This window comes from Kitasatospora sp. NPDC101235 (assembly GCF_044767505.1).
GTDB lineage: Bacteria > Actinomycetota > Actinomycetes > Streptomycetales > Streptomycetaceae > Kitasatospora.
On the sequence record NZ_JBIWNZ010000002.1, the window covers coordinates 121689 to 143527 of the forward strand.

General features: G+C 71.9%; 18 protein-coding genes and 1 tRNA gene. 10 read left to right on the plus strand and 9 right to left on the minus strand.

Features of this window, described 5'->3' with window-relative positions; translation table 11 throughout:
* Nucleotides 1-372: 372 nt before the first annotated feature.
* Nucleotides 373-1740: an NAD(P)/FAD-dependent oxidoreductase gene (locus ACIRRH_RS04015; protein ID WP_403061400.1), complete on the plus strand. Its 1368-nt coding sequence runs from the start codon at nucleotides 373-375 to the stop codon at nucleotides 1738-1740.
* A 179-nt stretch (nucleotides 1741-1919) separates the two neighbouring features.
* On the opposite strand, the gene ACIRRH_RS04020 is transcribed toward ACIRRH_RS04015, so the two are convergent.
* A complete protein-coding gene (locus ACIRRH_RS04020) occupies nucleotides 1920-4478 on the minus strand; it encodes an ABC transporter permease (protein WP_403061403.1) in 2559 nt (852 codons plus the stop codon).
* A gap of 46 nt (nucleotides 4479-4524) precedes the next feature.
* A complete protein-coding gene (locus ACIRRH_RS04025; protein WP_403061406.1) occupies nucleotides 4525-5298 on the minus strand; it encodes an ABC transporter ATP-binding protein in 774 nt (257 codons plus the stop codon).
* Between the two features lie 293 nt (nucleotides 5299-5591).
* Between ACIRRH_RS04025 and ACIRRH_RS04030 the strand changes: the two genes are divergently transcribed.
* From ACIRRH_RS04030 to ACIRRH_RS04040, 3 genes are all read left to right on the plus strand, one after another.
* A tRNA-Leu gene (locus ACIRRH_RS04030) sits at nucleotides 5592-5673 on the plus strand.
* Nucleotides 5674-5812: 139 nt separating this feature from the next.
* Nucleotides 5813-6685: a Bax inhibitor-1/YccA family protein gene (locus ACIRRH_RS04035; RefSeq protein ID WP_403061409.1), complete on the plus strand. Its 873-nt coding sequence runs from the start codon at nucleotides 5813-5815 to the stop codon at nucleotides 6683-6685.
* An 87-nt stretch (nucleotides 6686-6772) separates the two neighbouring features.
* Nucleotides 6773-7141: a hypothetical protein gene (locus ACIRRH_RS04040; RefSeq protein WP_403061412.1), complete on the plus strand. Its 369-nt coding sequence runs from the start codon at nucleotides 6773-6775 to the stop codon at nucleotides 7139-7141.
* Nucleotides 7142-7340: 199 nt separating this feature from the next.
* Here ACIRRH_RS04040 and ACIRRH_RS04045 read toward each other — a convergent pair whose 3' ends face one another.
* The 3 genes from ACIRRH_RS04045 to ACIRRH_RS04055 form a co-directional block, all read right to left on the minus strand.
* Complete coding sequence (locus ACIRRH_RS04045) at nucleotides 7341-8282, minus strand: hypothetical protein (RefSeq protein WP_403061415.1); 942 nt, start codon at nucleotides 8280-8282, stop codon at nucleotides 7341-7343.
* Nucleotides 8283-8572: 290 nt separating this feature from the next.
* Nucleotides 8573-9793 (minus strand): acetyl-CoA C-acetyltransferase, encoded by a 1221-nt coding sequence (locus tag ACIRRH_RS04050; protein WP_403061418.1) that lies wholly within the window; start codon nucleotides 9791-9793, stop codon nucleotides 8573-8575.
* A 63-nt stretch (nucleotides 9794-9856) separates the two neighbouring features.
* On the minus strand, nucleotides 9857-10939 hold the full coding sequence (locus ACIRRH_RS04055; RefSeq protein ID WP_403061421.1) for an SGNH/GDSL hydrolase family protein: 1083 nt from the start codon (nucleotides 10937-10939) through the stop codon (nucleotides 9857-9859).
* Nucleotides 10940-11153: 214 nt separating this feature from the next.
* Here ACIRRH_RS04055 and ACIRRH_RS04060 point away from each other — a divergent pair, with 214 nt between their 5' ends.
* The 5 genes from ACIRRH_RS04060 (at nucleotide 11154) to ACIRRH_RS04080 (ending at nucleotide 16343) form a co-directional block, all read left to right on the plus strand.
* Entirely contained in the window at nucleotides 11154-12554 is a 1401-nt protein-coding gene (locus ACIRRH_RS04060) for a cystathionine beta-synthase (RefSeq protein ID WP_403061424.1), read from the plus strand.
* Between the two features lie 511 nt (nucleotides 12555-13065).
* Nucleotides 13066-13404 (plus strand): hypothetical protein, encoded by a 339-nt coding sequence (locus tag ACIRRH_RS04065; RefSeq protein ID WP_224279784.1) that lies wholly within the window; start codon nucleotides 13066-13068, stop codon nucleotides 13402-13404.
* A 200-nt stretch (nucleotides 13405-13604) separates the two neighbouring features.
* Nucleotides 13605-14891 (plus strand): Ig-like domain-containing protein, encoded by a 1287-nt coding sequence (locus ACIRRH_RS04070; RefSeq protein WP_403061428.1) that lies wholly within the window; start codon nucleotides 13605-13607, stop codon nucleotides 14889-14891.
* Between the two features lie 76 nt (nucleotides 14892-14967).
* A complete protein-coding gene (locus ACIRRH_RS04075) occupies nucleotides 14968-15519 on the plus strand; it encodes a SigE family RNA polymerase sigma factor (RefSeq protein WP_224279788.1) in 552 nt (183 codons plus the stop codon).
* Nucleotides 15516-16343: a hypothetical protein gene (locus ACIRRH_RS04080; RefSeq protein WP_403061431.1), complete on the plus strand. Its 828-nt coding sequence runs from the start codon at nucleotides 15516-15518 to the stop codon at nucleotides 16341-16343. Before ACIRRH_RS04075 ends, ACIRRH_RS04080 begins: the two co-directional genes overlap by 4 nt.
* Before the next feature lie 16 nt (nucleotides 16344-16359).
* Here ACIRRH_RS04080 and msrA read toward each other — a convergent pair whose 3' ends face one another.
* From msrA to ACIRRH_RS04095, 3 genes are all read right to left on the minus strand, one after another.
* The gene (gene msrA, locus ACIRRH_RS04085; RefSeq protein WP_403061434.1) at nucleotides 16360-17025 is read right to left on the minus strand and encodes a peptide-methionine (S)-S-oxide reductase MsrA; all 666 of its coding nucleotides are present in this window, start codon (nucleotides 17023-17025) and stop codon (nucleotides 16360-16362) included.
* Between the two features lie 91 nt (nucleotides 17026-17116).
* On the minus strand, nucleotides 17117-18238 hold the full coding sequence (locus ACIRRH_RS04090; RefSeq protein WP_403061437.1) for a hypothetical protein: 1122 nt from the start codon (nucleotides 18236-18238) through the stop codon (nucleotides 17117-17119).
* A 35-nt stretch (nucleotides 18239-18273) separates the two neighbouring features.
* The gene (locus tag ACIRRH_RS04095) at nucleotides 18274-19887 is read right to left on the minus strand and encodes a M48 family metalloprotease (RefSeq protein WP_403061440.1); all 1614 of its coding nucleotides are present in this window, start codon (nucleotides 19885-19887) and stop codon (nucleotides 18274-18276) included.
* A 234-nt stretch (nucleotides 19888-20121) separates the two neighbouring features.
* On the opposite strand from ACIRRH_RS04095, the gene ACIRRH_RS04100 reads away from it, so the two are divergent.
* Nucleotides 20122-21276, plus strand: a complete 1155-nt coding sequence (locus tag ACIRRH_RS04100) for a cystathionine gamma-synthase (protein WP_224279810.1) — start codon at nucleotides 20122-20124, stop codon at nucleotides 21274-21276.
* A 24-nt stretch (nucleotides 21277-21300) separates the two neighbouring features.
* Here ACIRRH_RS04100 and ACIRRH_RS04105 read toward each other — a convergent pair whose 3' ends face one another.
* Nucleotides 21301-21783 carry a MarR family winged helix-turn-helix transcriptional regulator gene (locus ACIRRH_RS04105; RefSeq protein WP_403061444.1) on the minus strand — a complete coding sequence of 161 codons (483 nt, stop codon included), beginning with the start codon at nucleotides 21781-21783 and terminating at the stop codon, nucleotides 21301-21303.
* Nucleotides 21784-21839: the final 56 nt, after the last annotated feature.

The window sequence follows — 21839 nt, forward strand, 5'->3', positions numbered from 1 at the left end:
GGGCGCGCCCGAACCCGGACGGGAAAGTTCGTGAATTTCTTCACATGGTGATCGGGTCATTCGTCGCACCGGCCCGCCCGCTACGTCCGAAATGTGGGACCGAAGGCCCGTCGGTCGGGTCGCCCATGAGATCGCAGGTCAGACCTGGTTCGAGGTTTGAATATCGAAAACACGCGCGGGAACCCGGGCGCTGTGCGGATCGTTGCTGCTCAGGCCGGTAGTGCTCCGGCGCGCGTTCGCGCGGGGTCGCCCAGGGGTGCGAGCCCCCGCGCCGGGCCCGGTTTTGCGGCCGCGCAGTGTAGCACGGGGGGTCCGTCAACTTGTGACCGGGCTCACGAAGGCTGCTCCGGACGGTGCTGGATACTTTCGGATATGAGCACCACGGAGCGTCCTCGCATCCTCATTGTCGGCGGTGGTTACGTCGGCCTGTATGCCGCGATGCGCATCCTCAAGAAGATGCGCTACGGCGAAGCGACCGTCACGGTCGTGGACCCGCGGTCGTACATGACGTACCTGCCCTTCCTCCCCGAGGCGGCCGGCGGCAACGTCGCGCCCCGCAACCTCGTCGCGCCGCTGCGCAGCGCCCTCAAGCAGGCGGAGGTGCTGACCGGGTCCGTCACCGGCATCGACCACGCCCGTAAGGTCGCCACCATCCAGCCCGCGGCCGGCGACAGCTACGAGCTGCCCTTCGAGTACCTGGTCGTCGCGACCGGCTCGGTCTCCCGCACCTTCCCGATCCCGGGTCTGGCGGAGAACGGCATCGGCATGAAGACGGTCGAGGAGGCCATCGGCCTCCGCAACCACGTCATGGCCCAGCTGGACAAGGCCGAGTCCACCACGGACGAGGAGATCCGCCGCAAGGCCCTGACCTTCGTGGTGATCGGTGGCGGCTTCGCCGGCATCGAGACGGTCGCCGAGATCGAGGACATGGCCCGCGACGCGGCCAAGCTGTACAAGACCGTCAGCCGCGACGACATGCGCTTCGTCGTCGTCGAGGCGGCCAACCGCATCCTCCCCGAGATGGGCCCGGACCTCGGTCTGTGGACCAAGGAGAAGCTCGAGGAGCGCAACATCGAGGTCTACATCGAGACCTCGATGGACTCCTGCGTCGACGGCCACGTCATGCTGAAGAACGGCATGGAGATGGACGCCTCCACCATCGTGTGGACGGCCGGCGTGAAGCCGAACCCGGTGCTGTCCGAGTTCGGTCTGCCGCTGGGCCCGCGCGGCCACGTCGACACCGCGCCGACCCTGCAGGTCCAGGGCTTCGACTACGTCTGGGCCGCCGGCGACAACGCCCAGGTCCCGGACCTCGCCGCCGGCGAGGGCGCCTGGTGCCCGCCGAACGCGCAGCACGCCTGCCGCCAGGCCGTCGTCCTCGGCGACAACGTGATCTCCGGCATGCGCGGCTTCCCGCAGAAGGAGTACAAGCACAAGAACCTCGGTGCGGTCGCCGGTCTCGGCCTGCACAAGGGCGTGGCGATCCTCTTCGGCAAGTACAAGCTGAAGGGCCGTCCGGCCTGGTGGTTCCACCGCCTGTACCACGGCGCGATGGTGCCGACCTTCAACCGCAAGGTCCGCGTCTTCACCGACTGGACGCTCGCGATGTTCCTCAAGCGCGAGATGGTCGGCCTGTCCCAGATGGAGCGGCCGCAGCTTCCGATCCAGGAGGTCACCCCGCCCACCAAGCCCGTCGAGGCCGCCAAGCCGGCCGCCGACAAGGCGCTCGCCAGCAAGTAAGCGACTGAGACCCCGGTGTGGGAGCACCGGGGTATGAGTCGGAGGCTCTCCGCCCGGCAGCATTGCCGGACCACGACCTCCGTGGTGCTCAGCCGGCCGTGCGACCGGGCGGAGTACAGAAGTAGAAGGTCCCCTGCCGAAACCCTTCGGCAGGGGACCTCTCTCGTTCCGGGGAGCGGTCAGTCGGTCTTGATGCTCGACAGGATGTCCAGCTTGGACGCCCGGCGGGCCGGCCAGATCGCGGCCACCAGGCCGACCACCCCGGCCAGCGCCAGGAACAGCGCCAGCTGGCCGTACGGCAGGACCGTGGTCAGGCCGGAGAGGCTGGACTTCAGGGTGCCGTTGATCGCCCAGGCGATGAAGCAGCCGAGCAGCAGGCCGATGCCGGCGCCGAACAGCGAGATCAGCACGGACTCCAGACGGACCATCCGCTTGATGCCTCCGCGGTCCAGGCCGATCGCCCGCAGCATCCCGATCTCGCGCTTGCGCTCGAAGACCGACATCGCCAGCGTGTTGACCACGCCCAGGATCGCGATCAGGACCGCCATCCCGAGCAGGCCGTACATCACGTTCAGCGCGAAGGTGATGGTCTGGCTGAACCCGTCCCGGATGTCCTGCCGGGACTTCACCTCGATCACCGGGTTGGCCCCGGTGGCGTCCTTGAGCGCCTGCTTGAGGCCGTCGGTGGCGCCGTCCTTGCCCTTGACCAGGACGTCGGAGACGTATGGCTTGGGCTCGTGCTTGGCGATCTCGCTGTTGGCCAGCATGACCTTGCCGAGCGCGCCGCCCGCCTTGTACACGCCGCCGACGGTGAGCTGACCGGTGGACTCGTCCGGGAAGGTCACGTTCAGCACCGAGCCGGTGGTGGCGTTCAGCTTCTTGGCGGCGTCCTCGTCGAGCAGCAGCCGGCCGTTGCCGAAGTCGGCGGTGGAGCCGCTGGTCAGCTCGACGTCGGCGAGCTGGTCGAGGGTGGCCGGGTCCAGGCCGCTGATCGTCTTGTAGGTGCCGTTGAGCTTCCAGTCGGTGGTGGTCATCGCCGAGGAAGCGGCCACCCCGGGGGCCTTGGCGATCTGGGCGGGCACCTGCTCGGACAGGCTCATGCCGTTGGCGGCCCCGACGACGAAGTCGGCCTTCATCGAGCTGGTGACGGCCCGGTCGATGGTGTCGTTGACCGAGGCGCCGATCACGGTGAGGCCGGTGACCAGGGTCAGACCGATGGTCAGCGCGGCGGCGGTGGCGGCGGTGCGGCGCGGGTTGCGCACCGCGTTCTGCTGGGCGAGCTTGCCCGGGGTGCCGCCGAGCCCGCGCAGCAGCGGGCCGACCAGTGCGACGACCGGACGGGAGAGCAGCGGCAGCAGGACGAACACGCCGATCAGGGTCAGGAAGGCCCCCAGGGCGACCGGTATCCGGCCGCTGTCGTTGCCGGTGGAGGCGCCGTAGCCGATCAGCGCCAGGCCGCCGGCGGCGAGCACCGAGCCGATCGTGTTGCGGACCACCAGGCTCTTCTGGGAGACCGGCTGGTCGCCGCTGCTCATCGCGGCCACCGGGGCGATCCGGGAGGCGCGGATGGCGGGCAGCAGGGCCGAGGCGACCGTCACCAGGATGCCGACCACGACCGTCACCACGATGGTGAGCGGCTTGATCACCAGCGAGCCGTTCGGCATGTTCTCGTTCATCGCACCGATCAGCGACTGCATCCCGGCGCCGATCCCGACGCCGGCCAGCAGACCGGCCGCGGCGGAGACAGTGCCGATCAGCAGGGCCTCGATCAGCACGGACCGGGTGACCTGCTTGCGGCTGGCGCCGATGGCGCGCATCAGGGCCAGTTCCTTGGTGCGCTGGGCGACCAGCATGGTGAAGGTGTTGGCGATGATGAAGATGCCGACGAAGAGCGAGATGCAGGCGAAGGCCAGGAACATCGTGCGCAGGCTGTCGGTGGCCTTGGTGATCATGGCCTGCTCGTCGGCCTTGAGCTTGGCGCCGGTCTCGACGTCGAACTGGGGGCCGGACGGCATCGTGGGCTGGGCCTGGGCGAGCAGAGCGTCCTGGCTGGTCCCGGGCTTGGCGGTGAGCACGATGCTGCTGTAGCGGCCCGGCTCCAGCAGGGTCTGCTGGGCGGTGGCCTTGTCGAACAGGGTGAGCGTGCCGCCCGTGTTCACCACCGGGTCGTCGGTGGTGAAGACGCCGGTGAGCTTCGCCTCGACGACCGGGCCGTTGGCGGCGACCCGGACGGTGTCGCCGACCTTGTAGCCGGCCTTGTCGGCGGTCTTGCGGTCGAGCGCGACCTCCTTGGCGGCCTTCGGGCCCTGGCCCTCGACCATCGGGTAGCGCGGGTCCTTGCCGTCCTGGCCCGGCGCGAAGTTGGCACCCTTGGCGGCCCAGACCTGGCCGATCAGGGTGCCCTTCTTGTCGGCGACGCCGGTGAAGCCGCTGACCACGCCACGGGCGCCGGCGGTGCCCGGCAGGGCGGCCAGCTGCTGGAGGGTGGCGTCGGTGAGGGTGGCCGAGCCGCCCTCGCTCTTCTGCCGGGCGGAGGCGGAGGAACCGGCCGCGCGGTCCACCACCTGGACCGAGACGTCCGAGTAGCTCTTGGAGTTGCTGTCCCGCATGGCCTTGCCGAAGGTGTCGGAGAAGACCATGGTGCCGGCCACGAAGGCGGTGCCGAGCATGACGGCCAGCGCCGTCATCAGCAGTCGGCCCTTGTGGGCCAGCACGTTGCGCAGTGCGGTGCGATACATGGGGTGTCCTGGGAGGGTCGGTGAGCGGGCTGCGGCTGCCGGTGTGTCAGCTGGTACGGCCCTTGGCGTCGAAGCGGCGCATGCGGTCCAGGACGGTGTCGGCGGTGGGGTTGTGGAGTTCGTCGACGATGCGGCCGTCGGCGAGGAAGACGACGCGGTCGGCGTAGGAGGCGGCGACCGGGTCGTGGGTGACCATGACGACGGTCTGGCCGAGTTCGCGTACGGAGTTGCGCAGGAAGGAGAGGATCTCGGCGCCGGAGCGGGAGTCGAGGTTGCCGGTGGGCTCGTCGGCGAAGATGATGTCGGGCTTGCCGGCCAGGGCGCGGGCGCAGGCGACGCGCTGCTGCTGGCCGCCGGAGAGCTGGGAGGGCCGGTGGCTGAGGCGCCCGGACAGGCCCACGGTGTCGACGACGCGGTCGAGCCAGGCCTTGTCGACCTTGCGGCCGGCGATGTCCATCGGGAGCGTGATGTTCTCCAGGGCGGTCAGCGTGGGGAGCAGGTTGAAGGCCTGGAAGATGAAGCCGATGTGGTCCCGGCGCAGCTGGGTGAGCTGCTTGTCCTTGAGGCCGACGAGCTCGGTGTCGCCGATGGTGGAGGAGCCGGAGGTGACGGTGTCGAGGCCGGCCATGCAGTGCATGAGGGTGGACTTGCCGGAGCCGGACGGGCCCATGATGGCGGTGAACTCGCCCTGGGGGAAGACGACGCTGACGTTGTCGAGGGCGACGACGCGGGTCTCCCCCTCCCCGTAGACCTTGTTCAGGCCGGTGGCTCGGGCGGCCGCCAGGCCGGTGTGGACGGCGGTTGCGGTCGACGTGGTCACGGGGGGCTCCTTTTGTGCTGGTGGACTTGTACCTCCATGTTCCGCGACGTGATCATGGTCTTGCGTCGCTCCGCCGGACGGTTGGCCCTACCACCGCTGGGCGTACGGGATGGGTGGACCTCTCCTCCTGCGGTATGACGTGAACCCTGAGGCAGGAGGATGGCCGGAACGGATATCCTTCGTGGCCGAATCCCGAACAGGTCGTCAGATCGCAAGGAAACATGACAACTTCCGGGGCTTGGAACATGCGAAAGGGCGAGCCGGACGACTAGGCTCAGGGTGGTTTCGCAGACGCCCGGATGGTGGAACGCAGACACGGGCAGCTTAAAACTGCTTGGCCGCGAGGCCGTGCCGGTTCGAGTCCGGCTCCGGGCACCGATCGTCCGGCGGGGGCGCGACGGCGTCCCCGCCGGACGTTGTTCACTGGATCCTCCTCGCGGCGTATCCCGAAATTTTTGCCATGCCATTACCCTTGTGCACGGGCGGTGCAGTGCCGCCACGGAGGGAATGAGCAATGAGAAGCAGCAACCCGGTCTTCTCGCGGGAGGGGTCCTTCACCCGCGACGCCGGCTACGCGGGGTTCGGTACCACCGCGCAGGCCGGGAGCCCGAACGGCAACAACCCCTACGCGGGCACGCCGTACGCCCAGCAGCCGCAGGGTCAGCCCCCGCTGACCGACGAGCAGCTCTACGAGCTGTACAACGGGCCGTCGGCCGGCCCGGCGGCCACCGGGCGGATGACGCTGGACGACGTGGTCGCCCGCACCGCGATGACGCTGCTGACGCTGGTCGCCGCCGGTGCGGTGGCCTGGTTCGCGCTGCCGTTCGAGAACTACGGCTACGCCGCCGGCGCCTCGATCGTCGCCTTCGTCGTCTACCTGGTCATCGCCTTCAAGCGCAGTGTGAGCCCGCCGCTGATACTGACGTACGCGGCCCTCCAGGGCTTCGCGATGGGCGCCATCTCACACGCCTTCAACACCGTGCTGAACGGCATCGTGATCCAGGCGGTGCTGGGTACGGCGGCGGTCTTCGCGGCGATGCTGTTCGCCTACAAGAGCGGTCGCATCCGGGTCACCGCGCGCTACCAGCGGATCGGCATCGCGATCGCCATGGGCTTCGTGCTGCTCATGCTGGTCAACATGGTCGCCATGGCCTTCGGCGCCGACATGGGGCTGCGCTCCGGCCCGCTGGGCATCGTGGTCGGCCTGGTCGGCATCGGTCTGGGTGCCTTCTTCCTGTCGCTGGACTTCGCGGCGATCGAGGAGGCCATCGCCCAGGGCGCCCCGCAGCGTGAGTCGTGGCGGGCCGCCTTCGGGCTGACCCTGTCGCTGGTCTGGATCTACATGGAGATGCTGCGGCTGATCGCGATCCTGCGCGGCGACGACTGACGGTCCGTCCCGCTGTGCACCACTGCCGCCGGGCCCCGGAGCCACTCGCTCCGGGGCCCGGCGGCTTTCTCGCTTACGCTCCTACCCATGCATGACGTAGAGCCCCTGGTCGAAGCCGTCGAGTCCCTGGCGGATCGTTTCCGCTCGCTGCCGCAGAGCAAGCTGCTGGGCACAGTGCCCGGGTACGCCTCGCGGGCGGCGGCCGCGCTGGAGCTGGCCCGTCGGCTGGCCGGGCTGGCGCTGGCGGCGGAGGGCGGGCCGCAGCGGGAGTTCCCGGACGCCGGGGCCTTCGCGGTGGGGGACCAGCTGGCCGTCGCCGGGCACGACCTGGCGGCCGCGCTCGCGGCGCTGCCGGAGGGCGCGGAGGTGGCGCTGCCGGACGGGCCGGTGGCGGCGGCCGAGGTGCTGGCCGGAGCGGTGGCCGCGGTGCGGGAGACGGCGGCGCTCTGCGGCTGAGCGGGCGGAGCGGGCTCACCATCGAGCGGCGCGCGGGGGCGAACGCCCCTGCCGGGCGGTGGGGGAGCGGCCGGTGCGCGAGCGCCCGTACGGGCGGCACGGAGGTGCCGGACGGAGTCCGGGAACGCCGAAGGCCGGCCGGGTCGGTAACCCCTTGACCCGGCCGGCCTTCGGCGTGCTGCGCGCCGGTGAACTGGTGTCAGATGCTGGCGACCACCCGGTCGGCGAGCACGTAGACGGCCTCCTCGTCGGTGGAGAAGGTCAGCGAGTAGGAGCCGGAGAAGCGCGAGCCGCCGAGCAGCCGGACGTGTTCACCGGCGCGGACGGCGTCGATCAGCCGGTAGGCGGCCTCCCGGTCGCCCGGGGCCACGCAGAGGGTGGTGCCGTCGGCGAAGGCGTACACGTCCAGGGTGCCCAGCGGGCCCGGGCGGACGTCGATCAGGGCGACGGCCTCCTCGGCGAGGGCGGCCAGCCGGCCGTCGGTCCACTCCCGGGACGACGCCTGGCTGGGCACGAAGTCGGGGTGCGAGGGGTGGCGGCGCGGGTCGGGCGCGGCGACCGGGGCCTCCTCGACGGCCGGGTCGGCGTCCAGCAGTCCGGCCTCCAGGCCGGTGGCCAGCAGGTCGGCCTCGCGGCGGGCCCGGGCGTCCTTGGCGGTCTCGCCGACCGGGTGGCCGGGGCGCAGCGGCACGCCGCCCTCGGTGCCGGGCTCGGCGGGGGCGGTGCCGCCCTCGTCGATCAGGTCCTCCAGCGCGGAGCGCAGCGCCTCGCCGAACTCCGGGTCCATCGTCCCGGCGTTGTCGGCGGCGTCCTGCGGGCCGGTGGGGCGGGGGAAGAAGAGCGGCCACTCGTCGGTGCCGGAGAACGTGCCGGAGAACGGGGAGTCGAACAGCGGCGCGTCCTCGGCCGCGCGGGCCTCCTGCTCGGCCCAGAACGCCCGGGCCTCGGTGATCTCCCGCTCACGGTCGGCGGCGAGCGCCTCGGTGACGGCCCGGCGTATCGCGGCCTCGTCCACCGGCGCGGGCGCGGCCTGGGCCGCGGCCTGCGCGTCCAGCCGGCGGGACAGTCCCCGGAGGTGGAGCAGCACGGCGGTCGACACGGTGATCAGGATCAGCAGCAGGATGGTGTAGACGGCGCTCACGGAACGTACTCCTAGCGAGGAGCGGAACGGGGTTACGTGTCCACACTGCCGCATGCGGGGCTGTTACCGCAGTGGCGAATGTCCAATTCGTCCGTGACTTTCGCTCTTGTCCCCAAATTGTTAGGTAACACCGTTCTACGCAGTGGAGTTGATCCGCTCCGCAGTGTCGATTTCCGGCTCGAAAACGACAGAAAAGAGGGCCGGATCGACCTCGCGGTGTGATTCGGCCCTCAATTACGCAGTGTCACTCCAAATGGGTGGTCCAGACCCTTCGGAGGGTGACCGGAGGGTCAGCTGAGGCGCTCGATGACCATCGCCATGCCCTGGCCGCCGCCGACGCACATGGTCTCCAGGCCGAACTGCTTGTCGTGCCACTGCAGGGAGTTGATCAGGGTGGTGGTGATCCGGGCGCCGGTCATGCCGAAGGGGTGGCCGACCGCGATCGCGCCGCCGTTGACGTTCAGCTTGTCCAGGTCGACGCCGAGGTCGCGGTAGGACGGGATCACCTGGGCCGCGAAGGCCTCGTTGATCTCGACCAGGTCGATGTCGTCGATGGTCAGGCCGGCCCGCTTGAGCGCCTGCTTGGAGGCCTCGACCGGGCCGTAGCCCATGATCTCGGGGGAGAGCGCGCTGACACCGGTGGAGACCACCCGGGCGAGCGGGGTGATGCCCAGCTCGCGGGCCTTGGTGTCGGACATGATGACCAGCGCGGCCGCGCCGTCGTTCAGCGGGCAGCAGTTACCCGCGGTCACGGTGCCGTCGGGGCGGAACACCGGCTTCAGGCCGGCCACGCCCTCCAGGGTGACGCCGGCGCGCGGGCCGTCGTCCGTGCTGACCACGGTCCCGTCCGGAAGCGTCACCGGGGTGATCTCGCGCTCCCAGAAGCCGGCCTTGATGGCGGCCTCGGCGAGGTTCTGCGAGCGGACGCCGAACTCGTCCTGCTCGGCGCGCGTGATGCCCTTGAGCGCGGCCAGGTTCTCGGCGGTCTGGCCCATCGCGATGTAGGCGTCCGGCAGCAGGCCGTCCTCGCGCGGGTCGTGCCACTCGCCGCCTCCCTCCTCCGCGCGCTTCCTGGTGCGGGCCTGGGCCTCGTCGAAGATCGGGTTCATGGTGCCCGGCAGGCCGTCCGAGGTGCCGTTCACGCTGCGCGAGACGGTCTCCACGCCGGCCGAGACGAAGACGTCGCCCTCGCCCGCCCTGATCGCGTGCAGCGCCATCCGCGTGGTCTGGAGCGAGGAGGAGCAGTAGCGGGTGATGGTGGTGCCGGGCAGGTAGTCCATGCCCATCTGGACGGCCACGATGCGGGCCAGGTTGTGGCCCTGCTCGCCGCCGGGCAGGCCGCAGCCCAGCATCAGGTCGTCGATCTCGCGCGGGTCCAGCTGCGGCACCTTGGCCAGGGCGGCCTGGATGATGTGGGCGGTCAGGTCGTCCGGGCGGACGTCCTTGAGCGAGCCCTTGAAGGCCCGGCCGATCGGCGAACGGGCGGCGCTGACGATGACGGCTTCGGGCATGGCGGGCTCCTCGCTCGGTGACGGCGGACCTGGCGTCCGGGAGGAAAGTTACCGCCTGGTAGGTCAGGCGTCACCCGCCGCAGGGTGTGAGCTGGCCGACGTGTTCCCGGAGGCCCCGCCGGGGGCCGTACCGGCTTTCTTCCCGTTCTCCGGGCCGGGCAGGCCTGTCCGCAGCCGGTGGCGCAACTGGGCCCAGCGGCGCCCGGCGCCCTCCGCCGGTACGGCCGCCACCTCGGTGCCCGCCCGCCCGGCCGCCGCGGCGGCGGCCATGGCGACCGGCAGCACCGCGGCGCCCGGGGCGGCCGTGGCCGGGCGCTCCTCCTCCGGCCAGAGTCCGAGCGCGGCACAGACCGAGGGCAGCACGGCCATCGCGGCGGTCGCGTAGCCCTGGGCGGAGGGGTGGTAGCGGTCGGCGGCGAACATCTCCGGGCGGGCGGCGAATTCCGGGCCCAGCAGCGAGCCCAGCGAGACCGTCCGGCCGCCCGCCTCCACCACCGCGATGGTCTGCGCGGCGGCCAGCTGCCGGCTCAGCCGGCGGGCCACCCAGCGCAGCGGCGGCCGCACCGGCTTGATCGTCCCGAGGTCCGGGCAGGTTCCCACAACCACCTCGCAGCCGTTGGCGTGCAGGGCGGCGACGGCCTCGCCGAGGTGACGGACGGCCAGTTGGGCCGGGCTGTGCCGGGTCACGTCGTTGGCGCCGACCATGATCACGGCGACGTCCGGGTGGTGCGGCAGCGCCTGCTCCAGCTGGCCGGAGAGGTCGGCCGAGCGGCCGCCGGAGCGGGCCGCGTTGACCAGCCGGACGGGGCGCTCGGCCACCGACGCGAGGCCGGCGGCCAGCAGCGCGCCCGGGGTCTCGCCGGCCCGGGCGACGCCGAGGCCGGCGCCGGTGGAGTCGCCGAGGACGGCCAGCACGAGCGGGGCCTGTGCGGCGGCGGAGCCGTCGGCGAAGGCCTCGCCGTAGACGCCGTCCGCCCTGGGCGGGAGGGTCTCCAGGGCGCCGATGGCCTGGATGGCGAGTTTGCTCTCGGTCAGCAGCAGGCCGACCAGGCCCACCCCGAGCAGGCCGAGCCCGCCGCCGCCGTACGCCGCCGCCGTGGCGATCCGGCGGGCCACCCGGGCCCGCGAGTCCCGTGCCCCTGGCATCCGGTGCCCCCTTCACGTGGTCCTGCCGGCCCTCCGGGGCCACGGCAATGCCTGCACAGCGGTCTTACCCGCGCGCGGGGCGGGAGTACCGGAGGCGCCGGTGGGGGTGGGCCATTGGGGGAGGTGGGCAAGAGGGGGGTCGCGGGGCGGGTGCCACGCCCTACGCTTTGCAGTACCGAAAGCACTCGCATGCCCACAGACCGGGAGGACCCCCGTGCGGTACCACAACTCGATCATCGACCTGGTCGGCAACACGCCGCTGGTCAAGCTGAACAAGGTCACCGAGGGCATCAGCGCGACAGTGCTGGCGAAGGTCGAGTACTTCAACCCCGGCGGCTCGGTCAAGGACCGCATCGCGATGCGCATGATCGAGGCCGCCGAGGCCTCGGGTGCCCTCAAGCCGGGCGGCACCATCGTCGAGCCTACCTCCGGCAACACCGGTGTCGGCCTGGCGATCGTGGCCCAGCAGAAGGGCTACAAGTGCATCTTCGTCTGTCCTGACAAGGTCTCGACCGACAAGATCAACACCCTGCGCGCGTACGGCGCCGAGGTGGTCGTCTGCCCGACCGCCGTCGCCCCGGAGCACCCGGACTCGTACTACAACGTCTCCGACCGCCTGGTCCGGGAGACCCCGAACGCCTGGAAGCCGGACCAGTACTCCAACCCGGAGAACCCGGCCTCGCACTACCACTCCACCGGCCCGGAGCTGTGGGAGCAGACCGAGGGGCGGATCACCCACTTCGTGGCCGGCGTCGGCACCGGCGGCACCATCTCCGGCACCGGCAACTACCTGAAGGAGGCCTCCGGCGGCAAGGTCAAGGTGATCGGCGCCGACCCGGAGGGCTCGGTCTACTCGGGCGGCACCGGCCGGCCGTACCTGGTCGAGGGCGTCGGTGAGGACTTCTGGCCGACCGCCTACGACCGCAACGTCGCGGACCGGATCGTCGCCGTCTCCGACAAGGACTCGTTCCAGATGACCCGCCGCCTGGCCAAGGAGGAGGGCCTGCTGGTCGGCGGCTCCTGCGGCATGGCCGTGGTGGCCGCGCTGGAGGTCGCCAAGGACCTCGGGCCGGACGACGTCGTGGTGGTGCTGCTGCCGGACGGCGGCCGCGGCTACCTGTCGAAGATCTTCAACGACGACTGGATGGCCGACTACGGCTTCCTGCCCTCCTCCACCGACGAGGCGCACATCGGCGAGGTGCTGGCCCGCAAGGAGTCCATCGAGCAGGGCGGCGTCCCGCAGTTCGTCCACATGCACCCGAACGAGACGGTCGCCGAGGCGGTCCGGGTGCTGCGCGAGTACGGCGTCTCGCAGATGCCGGTGGTCTCCCCGGGCGCCGGCCACCCGGACATCATGGCCGGCGAGGTGATCGGCTCGGTGGTGGAGAAGCTGCTGCTGGAGGGCATCTTCGCCAAGGAGATCGAGCTCAGCGACACGCTGGACAAGGTGATGTCCAAGCCGCTGCCGGTGGTCGGCTCGGGCGAGACCGTCACCAACCTGATGACCGTGCTGGAGAAGGCCGACGCGGCCGTCGTGCTGGTCGAGGGCAAGCCCCAGGGCATCGTCACCCGTCAGGACCTGCTGGGCTTCCTGACCGGCCGCGGCCAGCACTGACGCGACGTCACCGGCGCTGCCGCCCTTCCGCGGGCGGATGCGGAGGATCCGTCCACGGGGGAAGTGGTACACCGGCGTCACCTGCCCGCAGCACGTGGTTAACAAGGCTCGGGCATCGTGGTCGTCAACGGCAGGACGCCGAGTGAGGCGACGGCAACCGTCCGGGAGCGGCTCCCCGGCGACCGCGGTCGGCTCCGGACACGTCGGGCGGCCCTGACCCGGCCGCCGTGTCCTCCCGCCGTGGGAGGCGCCGTCGTCCCGCCCCTGCCCGGCCCCGGCCGGCTGGCAGGGTGCGGCGGCTCCCGCGGCAGCACCGCGCCGCACGGCGCGTGTCCCCGCGGCTCCCGGGTGGGGGAGTCCGCGGGGGGAACGGTGGGGCCGGTCCTTCTCCGAGGGGCCGGCCCCTTCCGTTCGCGCCGTCCGGGCTTGTTCGCGCCGGGCGCGCGGGGGTGTGTTCCGGGCAGCCGCCCGTGCGCCACGCCGGGCGTGGCCGTCCCGTACGCTCGCACGCATGACCAGCACTGAAACGACCGACCAGGACGCCCCGCGCTACGTCCGGGTCAAGATCGAGCTCATCGCGGAGATCACCGACGAGGGCGCGCTCAAGGCGGCCGCCCTGGAGGCCGTCACCGCGGACGAGTACCTCGACGACGAGGAGCGCGCCCAGTCCGTCGAGGCCATCGAGGTGGACCCGTCGGGTTCGCTCGCCCACTTCATCGACCCCGTCGCGCTGCTCGGCGAGGTGCCCGGGGTGGAGCTCGCCTCGGCGACCTGGGAGTCGGCGCAGACCGAGTTCGACCCGGACGACGAGGAGTGGGACGAGTACCGGGTGGAAGACTCCGCCGAGTAGGACGGAACCACCGGGTGACGGCGTCCGCCGTCACCGCCCGTGAACGCCCGGTCCGCCCTGCGGGTCGGGCGTTTTGTCCCTGTTCGTCGGGAAGTTGGGTCATCTCATACGATCGCTTACCCTTCGGTGATGGAACCGTGAACGGGCGGATTGCGTTTCTGTATCCGTAATGCCCGGGATGATCTACAGGGAGACGCGACGTGACGGCACGGGACGGTCAGGGGCGGGCGGCCGCAAGCAGCTGGAGCCGGCGCGGGGTCCTCGCGGGACTGATCGGAGCGCCCGTCCTGCTGCTGGCGGCCTGCAACGACAACAGCAGCAGCGCCAGCAGCAGTGGCACCGGTGGCAGCGGCGCCGGCGGCGCGAACGGCACCCCGGGCTCCGGCGGTGCGAGCAGCAGCGCCCCGAAGACCTCGGCCGCGGTCATCACGGTCGTCCCGGCCGACGGCGCCGCCTCGGCGAGCTTCAGCGAGCCGGTCAAGGTCACCGTCGCCAACGGCACCCTGAGCAGCGTCAAGGTCACCGACACCACCGGCAAGGAGCTGGCCGGCCAGCTCTCCGCCGACGGCACCGGCTGGACCTCGGCCGCCGCCCCTGCCAGCGGTACCAAGTACACCGTCGCCGCCACCGCTTTCGACAAGGACAAGCTGGAGGCGGACTCCAACGCCGTCTTCACCACGGCGACCCCGGCCAACACCTTCGTCGGCTACTTCACCCCCGAGGACGGCTCGACGGTCGGCGTCGGCATGCCGGTCTCGATCAACTTCAGCAAGCCGATCACCGACCGCAAGACCGTCCAGCAGGCGATCACGGTGATAGCCGAGCCGGGCGTCGAGATCGTCGGTCACTGGTTCTCCAGCACCCGCCTCGACTTCCGGCCGCAGGAGTACTGGGCCAAGGGCACCAAGGTCACCCTCAAGCTCCGGCTCAAGGACGTCGAGGGCGCCAAGGGCGTGTACGGCACCCAGTCCAAGGACGTGAGCTTCACCATCGGCCGCGCCCAGACCAGCGTCGCCGACCTCGCCGCCAAGAAGCTCACCGTCACCACGGACGGCCAGGTCAGCGCGGTCTACAAGATCTCCGGCGGCTCGCCCGAGCACACCACCTGGGGCGGCAAGATGGTGATCTCCGAGCAGTACACCCAGACCCGGATGAACTCGCAGACCGTCAACCTGGGCAGCGAGTACGACATCGCGGACGTGCCGCACGCCCAGCGCCTCAGCACCTCGGGCACCTTCATCCACGGCAACTACTGGTCCTCGCCGTCGATCTTCGGCGGCCAGAACACCAGCCACGGCTGCGTCGGCCTCCAGGACGCCAAGGGCGCCCAGGACGCCGGCACGGACGGCTACAAGTTCTACAAGTCCTCGATGGTCGGCGACGTGGTCGAGGTCGTGAACTCCGGTGACAAGACGGTGGCCCCGGACAACGGCCTGAACGGCTGGAACATGGGCTGGGCCGCCTGGAAGGCCGGCAGCGCCGTCTGACCCGGCTCCGCACCCCAGCCGGAAAAACTTTCCGGGCGGACCGAACCTCGCGGTCCGCCCGAGGAGTAGGACGGGTGTGAAACGCGAGCAGAGACAGCGCCAGGACGCCGAGTTCAGCGCGTTCGTCGCCGGGAGCGGTCGCCAACTGCTGAGGCTGGCCGAGCTGCTGACCGGCGACCCGGACCGGGCGAAGGACATCGTGCAGTCCGCGCTGGAGCGGGCCTACCTGAACTGGCACCGGATCACCGGGGACGACCCGAGCGCGTACGTCCGCCGGATCGTGGTCAACCAGCACCGCGACTGGTGGCGCCGGCTGCGCAACCACGAGCTGCCCACCGAGCACACCCCCGACCGGCCGCTCGCCGAGGACCTCGCCGAACGGCAGGCCGAACGGGCCCTGCTGCACCAGGCGCTGGGCACCCTCACCCGCCGGGAGCGGACGGTCGTCGTGCTGCGGTACTACGGGGACCTCACCGAGGCCGCCGTCGCGGCCGAACTGGGCATCGCCCAGGGCACGGTGAAGAGCACGCTGCACCGGGCGATGTCGAAGCTGCGCGCACTACCCCAACTCGCCGACCGCTCCGGCGGGGTGGCGGGTTCCACGACGCACATCGAGGTGACGGTATGAGCTTCGAGAACCGGCTGGGCCGGCTGCTCAAGGACGAGGACCCGTACGCGAGCGGGCCGGACCCGGTGCCGATCATCGCCGCCGCCCGGCGCCGCCGGGCCAGGCGCAGAGCGGGGACCGGGGCGGCCGTGGTCGCGGTGGCCCTGGTCTGCGGGGCGACGGCGGTGACGGCCGGCAACGCCCGGCACGTCGGGCGGATCGCGGGCGAGGCGGGGGCGGCGATGACCCCGTCGGCCGGAGCAGTGATGACCCCCTCGGCAGGGGTGGCCACGCAGCTGCCCGGCACTGCGACCGCCACCCCCAGCTACGTCCCGTCCCCGCTGCCGACCAGGCTGCTGCTCTCCCCGGTGAAGCGGGTCGCCGCCGGGGAGAGGATCCAGATCACCGAGAACTTCCGGATGTGGGTCACCCCGACCGAGAAGTGCCAGGACGTCCGGACCGGTGGGGTCTGGAGCCCCGGCGCGAACTGCTGGGACCTGCGCAGCGACAACCTGGACCACGACAAGCCCAACGTCGCGGCCCAGATGTACAGCAACAAGGACGCCGCGGTCGTCGCCAGCTACTACCTGGGCCCGTCCCCGAGCACGATCGTCGCGTACCGGGACGGCATTCCGACCACGGCCACCCTGGTCACCACCGCCGGTATGCAGGGGTGGACCGGCTACTACGTGGTCCTGCCCCCGATGCCCGAGCGCGACCCCGCCATCCACCGGCCGTCGGTCAGCCCCGCGATCGGGGTGTACGACGCCACGGGCGCCCTGCTGGCGTCGCTTCCCGGCTTCGCGACGGACGGCAGCGACGAGAAGGTCCCGGACCGGCTGTGACCGGCGCCGGGGAAGGTCAGCCCTCGGTGCGGGCCACGCCGATCGGGCAGGAGGCGCCGGTGCCGCCGAGACCGCAGTACCCGTTGGGGTTCTTGGCCTCCGACAGGTACTGCTGGTGGTACGGCTCGGCCGGGAAGAACGGGCCCGCCGGGGCGATCTCGGTGGTGACCGGGCCGTAACCGAGCGCGGTCAGGGACGGCTGGAACGCGTCCCGGGTGGCCGCCGCGGCCTCGGCCTGGGCGGGGGAGTGGGTGTAGACGGCGGAGCGGTACTGGGTGCCCACGTCGTTGCCCTGGCGGTTGCCCTGGGTCGGGTCGTGCGCCTCCCAGAAGGTCTTCAGCAGGCGCTCGTAGGAGATCACCGCCGGGTCGTACACCACCCGGACCGCCTCGGTGTGCCCGGTCAGCCCGCTGCACACCTCCTCGTACGTCGGGTTGGGGGTGTGGCCGCCCTGGTAGCCGACCAGGGTCGTCCAGACGCCGGGCAGCCGCCAGAAGGTGCGCTCGGCGCCCCAGAAGCAGCCCAGTCCGAAGTCGGCCACCTCCAGGCCCTGCGGGTACGGACCGGTCAGCGGGTGCCCGAGCACGGTGTGCGGCTCGGTCAGGGCGAAGCCCGGGCTCGGCCGACCGGGCAGCGCCTGGTCGGCGGGGACGAGCGAGGTCTTGTGGCGGTTGAACAGCACGGCCTGCTCCAGCGGGTCGGGAAAGGTGGCTCAGGGTGCAACGCGAACGGCCGCCCCCGGATTCCGGGAGCGGCCGTACGGACCGGTCTTCCTAGCGGGCCGCCTCGACGGCGCCTTGGACCGCGTCGATCCGCAGGTCGACGAAGGACTGCCGGGGATCGTTGAAGTTGGTGAACGGCGGCGGGATGAACCGGCCGAGTGCCTGGTACTGCTCCAGCGCCTCGGTCATCCGGCCGGCCCGGGTCAGGGCGTACGCGAGCCAGCCGCGGGTGTACGTGGTGCGGATGTGGTCGGGGTCGGCGGCCGCGAGGTCGGCGAGTGCGGCGTCCAGGGCGGCGCCGACCTCCGGGCGCTGCCAGGCGGAGAGCTTCTCCCGGTCCCGGGCGAACTGCTCCCAGTACGCCTCCAGCTTGATCGGCGCGAGCAGACTGCCGGTCGGCGCGGCGGCGATCGCCTCGTCGATGAAGGCGTGCATCAGCTCGTGGCTGCCGTGCCACTTCGCGCACCAGTACTGCAGCGCCCGGTTGTGCGCGCCCCAGTGGTGCGGATCGCGCGCGGTCAGCTCGGCCCAGAGCTGCCGGAACCGGTCGTTGGACCAGTTGTGGCCCATGGCGACGCCGATCCGGGCGGCCCACGGGTTGGGATCGTCGGGGGCGAGCTCGGCCGCCTTCGCGCACGCCTCGTCGGCCTCCGTCAGGATCCGGTGGAAGCCCTCGAACTGCTCGCGGGTGACCTCGCTGGCCCGGGCGCTGGTCCGGATCTTCCATGCCAGGCCGATCAGCGCGTTCGCGTGCAGCAGCGCGGCGGTCGGGTCCTGCGGTCGTTCCGCGCGCCAGGCGCGCAGCCAGGCGTCGTCCTCGGCCGCCAGGTCGGCCGGTTCGTACAGCCGCCGCCAGCGGACATCGGGGGTGCCGTCAGCGGCGAGGTGGGCGGCGACCGGCCGCCAGTCGCCGGCCTTCGCGGCGGCGAGCGCGGCCGCCTCCTCGGGGCCGGGCTCGCCGAACGGGACCAGCTCGCTGCCGAGGAGCAGCCCGTGGTCGGCGGGGGTGATGGTGTTCGCCGCCCGCCTCTCCTCGGCGAGCCGCGCCTCGTGGCGGGCGATGGTCGCCTTGGCCCGTTCCAGCTGCGCCAGCTTGCGCTTGGCCAGCCGGGTCATGACGACCGGGAACAGCAGGGCGAGGCCGACGACGACGAGCACGATGATGCCGATCAAGGGAGCTCCTTCCGCGTGTGGACGGGGTCAGGCGGTCAGGCGGCCGGGAGGCCGGCCCCGGCGAGCAGCGCGCGCAGCGGCGCGGTGTCCGCGGTGTCCGTGCAGGCGGCGTCGAGGGCCGCCCCGAAGCCGTCCTCGAAGCCGTCCGGCAGGTGGAGCTCGGCCGGTCCGGACCAGGAGAGCTCCCAGCGGGCCAGGCCGGCGTCGGCCAGTGCGACGACGGTGGCGTGTGACAGTTCCTCGCGCAGCACCGGGCGGGCGAACTCGCGGGCGGCCCGGCCGGTGGCCGCGGCGGCCTCCTCGCTCTTCGGCAGCCGGTCGGTGAACTCCCAGGCCCGGCCGGCGTCGACGGCGTCGAGCAGGCCGTGGACGGTGGGCCGCAGGCCCAGCTCGGTCAGCGCCCGGTACGCCGGGGCGGCCGCCTCGCGGGCGTGCGACAGCATCGCCCCGCGGACCAGCTCGGGCCATTCGACCCGCTGCTTGCGGGCCGCCTCGGGGATCAGGGAGACGACCTCCAGTTCGGTCAGCACCCGCTCGGCGTCGTGCAGCAGGGCGAGGGCCGGGCCGGCGGCACCGGGGCCGCGCCCGTCGTCGGGCAGCGCCTCGATCGCGGCGACCCGGCGGTCGATCGGCGGGTGCGAGTCGTACGGGTCGGGCTGCTCCTCGGGCAGTTCGAGCGCGTACTCGGCGAGTTCCTGCCGGCGCTTCGGGTCGGTCAGCAGGTGGGCCAGGCCGCCGTAGACCTGGCCGGGCGGCGGGAGCAGGCCCGCGTCCCAGCCGAGGGTGGCGTAGCGGCCGAGGTAGAAGTCCTGCGCGGAGTCCAGCACCGGAATCTTGCGGAGCGCCGCGGCGGTGGCGTCCCGGCCGGCGATCTGGGCGGCGACCTGGTCGGCCGCGTACTCCTGGCGGCGGCCGACCGCCTCGGAGACCCGGAAGTAGAGCTTGGCGTAGAGGGTGAAGAGCTTGGCGAGCACCCGGTCGACGCCGCCGGAGGCCTGCTCGCCGGACGGCTTGCGGCCCTTGGCCAGCCGCTTTTCGGCCTTGGCGGCCAGCTTGGCGGCCTCCGTGGCCTGGTGCTGGTCGGCGCGCTGGTGGAGCCCGCCGATGGTGTGCAGGACGGCGCGGCGGCCGGCCACCGTGACGGCGGCCAGCCGGACGTCCCGGTTGCTGTAGTGGCCGAACTCGTGGGCCAGCACGGACTCCAGCTCGCCCTCGGTGAGGCCGATCAGCAGTGGGGCGCCGATGACCAGGTGCCGCTTGCCGGGGACCAGGCCGAGCATCCTGGCCTCCTCGTACACGCCCGCGTTGACCTCGGGCACGAGCCGGATCTCGGCCGGTCCGCGGACGCCGGTCCGCTCGGAGATCCGGTCGACCACGGCCCAGAGGGCGGGCTGCTGCTCGCGGGTGAGGAGCACGCCGGGCACCTCGCCGTCGTCCTTGCGGCGGCGGGTCAGGAACACCACCCGGACCACCGGGTAGGCGATGACGGCGGTCAGCGCCCAGATCTTGAACAGACCCGGGCGCATGTGGTCCGACGCCTGGTACAGGGCGATGTCGAGGGCGAGCAGGCCCACGACGATGCCGACGGCGAGCAGGTAGAAGCCGACGAGCAGGGCCACGGCCGTGACGGCTCGGATGGATGTGCTCATGCCAGTGGAACGCTGGGGCGCGCCCATGCGGTGATCCTCCCCGGGGGCGCGACGGCAGGGCGGCGCGCGACTGTTGCATGGTGAACATGTGTACGACGGGTGGAGATCGTAGCGGTCGCCAGGGGCTCGGCGCACCGCGGTTTCGGCCCGCCGCACCCCCGCTCCCACCTGCGGGTTCGTACTGCTTTCCGGTTCGTGCGGGCTTGACGGCATTCGCACACTAGGCTCGGACCCATGACCCAGCACCAGCTTCCTCAGGGCTTCGAGACCCTCGCCATCCACGCGGGTCAGGAAGCAGACCCCCAGACCGGGGCCGTCGTCACGCCGATCTACCAGGTGTCCACCTACAAGCAGGACGGGGTGGGGGGCCTGCGGGGCGGCTACGAGTACAGCCGCAGCGCCAACCCGACCCGCACCGCGCTGGAGGAGTGCCTCGCGGCGCTGGAGGGCGGCGCCCGCGGCCTCGCCTTCGCCTCCGGCCTGGCCGCCGAGGACACCCTGCTGCGCACCATCCTCAAGCCGGGTGACCACATCGTGATCCCCAACGACGCCTACGGCGGCACCTTCCGGCTGTTCGCCAAGGTGCTGACCCGCTGGGGCGTCGAGTTCTCCGTCGCCAACACCCAGGACCTGGCCACCGTCCGCGAGGCGCTGCGCCCCAACACCCGTGCGGTGTGGGTGGAGACGCCGTCCAACCCGCTGCTGGGCATCACCGACCTGGCCGCGCTGGCCGAGCTCGCGCACGGCGCCGGCGCGCTGCTGGTGGTCGACAACACCTTCGCCAGCCCGTACCTCCAGCAGCCGATCTCGCTCGGCGCGGACGCGGTCGTGCACTCCACCACCAAGTACATGGGCGGCCACTCGGACGTGGTCGGCGGTGCGCTGGTGCTGGCCGACGCGGGCCTCGGCGAGGAGGTCGCGTACCACCAGAACGCGATGGGCGCCGTTTCCGGCCCGTTCGACGCCTGGCTGGTGCTGCGCGGCATCAAGACGCTGGGTGTCCGGATGGACCGGCACAGCGCCAACGCGGAGAAGGTCGCCGAGCTGCTGGCGAGCCACCCGAAGGTCAGCCAGGTGCTCTACCCGGGCCTGCCCGAGCACCCCGGCCACGACATCGCGGCCAAGCAGATGAAGGCCTTCGGCGGCATGGTCTCGTTCCGGGTCGCCGGCGGCGAGGAGGCGGCCGTCGAGGTCTGCAACCGTGCGCAGCTGTTCACCCTCGGCGAGTCGCTCGGCGGTGTCGAGTCGCTGATCGAGCACCCGGGCCGGATGACCCACGCCTCGGCGGCCGGCTCGCCGCTGGAGGTGCCGTCCGACCTGGTGCGCGTCTCGGTCGGCATCGAGTCGATCGACGACCTGCTGGCCGACCTCAAGCAGGCGCTGGGCTGAGGCCGTCGGGGGCCCCGCGGCCCCTCACTGCCCCTGCTGGTCCGCCGTGTACGACTCCATCGCGAGGTTGAAGCGGGCCAGCAGGGCGCAGAACGCGCGCTGCTCCTCCGGCGGCCAGCCGGCCACCAGGCGGCGGGTCAACTCGGCCCGGCCGTCCCGGACTTCGGTGAGCCGGCCGGCGCCGTGCGAGGTCAGCGCGAGCCGTACGGCGCGGCGGTCGGCCGGGTCCTGCACCCGGCCGACCAGTCCGGCCGCGACCAGCGGGGCGACCTGGCGGGTCACCGTGGAGGAGTCCACGCCCAGCGCCTCGGCCAGCGCCTTGACGTTGGCCGGCCCGTGCCGCTCCAGCCGGTCGAGCAGCAGGTAGGCGGCCCGGTCCAGCGCCCCGACCCCGCCGCCGGGGGTCCGGACCTGCTCCATGCGGCGTGCGAACACCGCTAGCTGGTACTGGAGTTGGGTGTGCACGGGGTCGGTGCGGTCGGTGGCCTGGGGCGAGGTCGTCGTCATCGCGGCTCACGATCGTCGTGCGGTGAGGGAGGCTCAGAAGCAGCAGCGTACGCGGG

Excerpts from the sequence above, each read along its gene's own strand:
- ACIRRH_RS04105 (WP_403061444.1), bottom strand. The coding sequence starts at position 21,783 with ATGACGACGACCTCGCCCCAGGCCACCGACCGCACCGACCCCGTGCAC.
- ACIRRH_RS04050 (WP_403061418.1), bottom strand. The coding sequence starts at position 9,793 with ATGCCCGAAGCCGTCATCGTCAGCGCCGCCCGTTCGCCGATCGGCCGG.
- ACIRRH_RS04015 (WP_403061400.1), top strand. The coding sequence starts at position 373 with ATGAGCACCACGGAGCGTCCTCGCATCCTCATTGTCGGCGGTGGTTAC.
- ACIRRH_RS04055 (WP_403061421.1), bottom strand. The coding sequence starts at position 10,939 with ATGCCAGGGGCACGGGACTCGCGGGCCCGGGTGGCCCGCCGGATCGCC.
- ACIRRH_RS04020 (WP_403061403.1), bottom strand. The coding sequence starts at position 4,478 with ATGTATCGCACCGCACTGCGCAACGTGCTGGCCCACAAGGGCCGACTG.
- ACIRRH_RS04040 (WP_403061412.1), top strand. The coding sequence starts at position 6,773 with ATGCATGACGTAGAGCCCCTGGTCGAAGCCGTCGAGTCCCTGGCGGAT.
- ACIRRH_RS04100 (WP_224279810.1), top strand. The coding sequence starts at position 20,122 with ATGACCCAGCACCAGCTTCCTCAGGGCTTCGAGACCCTCGCCATCCAC.
- ACIRRH_RS04035 (WP_403061409.1), top strand. The coding sequence starts at position 5,813 with ATGAGAAGCAGCAACCCGGTCTTCTCGCGGGAGGGGTCCTTCACCCGC.
- ACIRRH_RS04095 (WP_403061440.1), bottom strand. The coding sequence starts at position 19,887 with ATGAGCACATCCATCCGAGCCGTCACGGCCGTGGCCCTGCTCGTCGGC.
- ACIRRH_RS04065 (WP_224279784.1), top strand. The coding sequence starts at position 13,066 with ATGACCAGCACTGAAACGACCGACCAGGACGCCCCGCGCTACGTCCGG.
- ACIRRH_RS04080 (WP_403061431.1), top strand. The coding sequence starts at position 15,516 with ATGAGCTTCGAGAACCGGCTGGGCCGGCTGCTCAAGGACGAGGACCCG.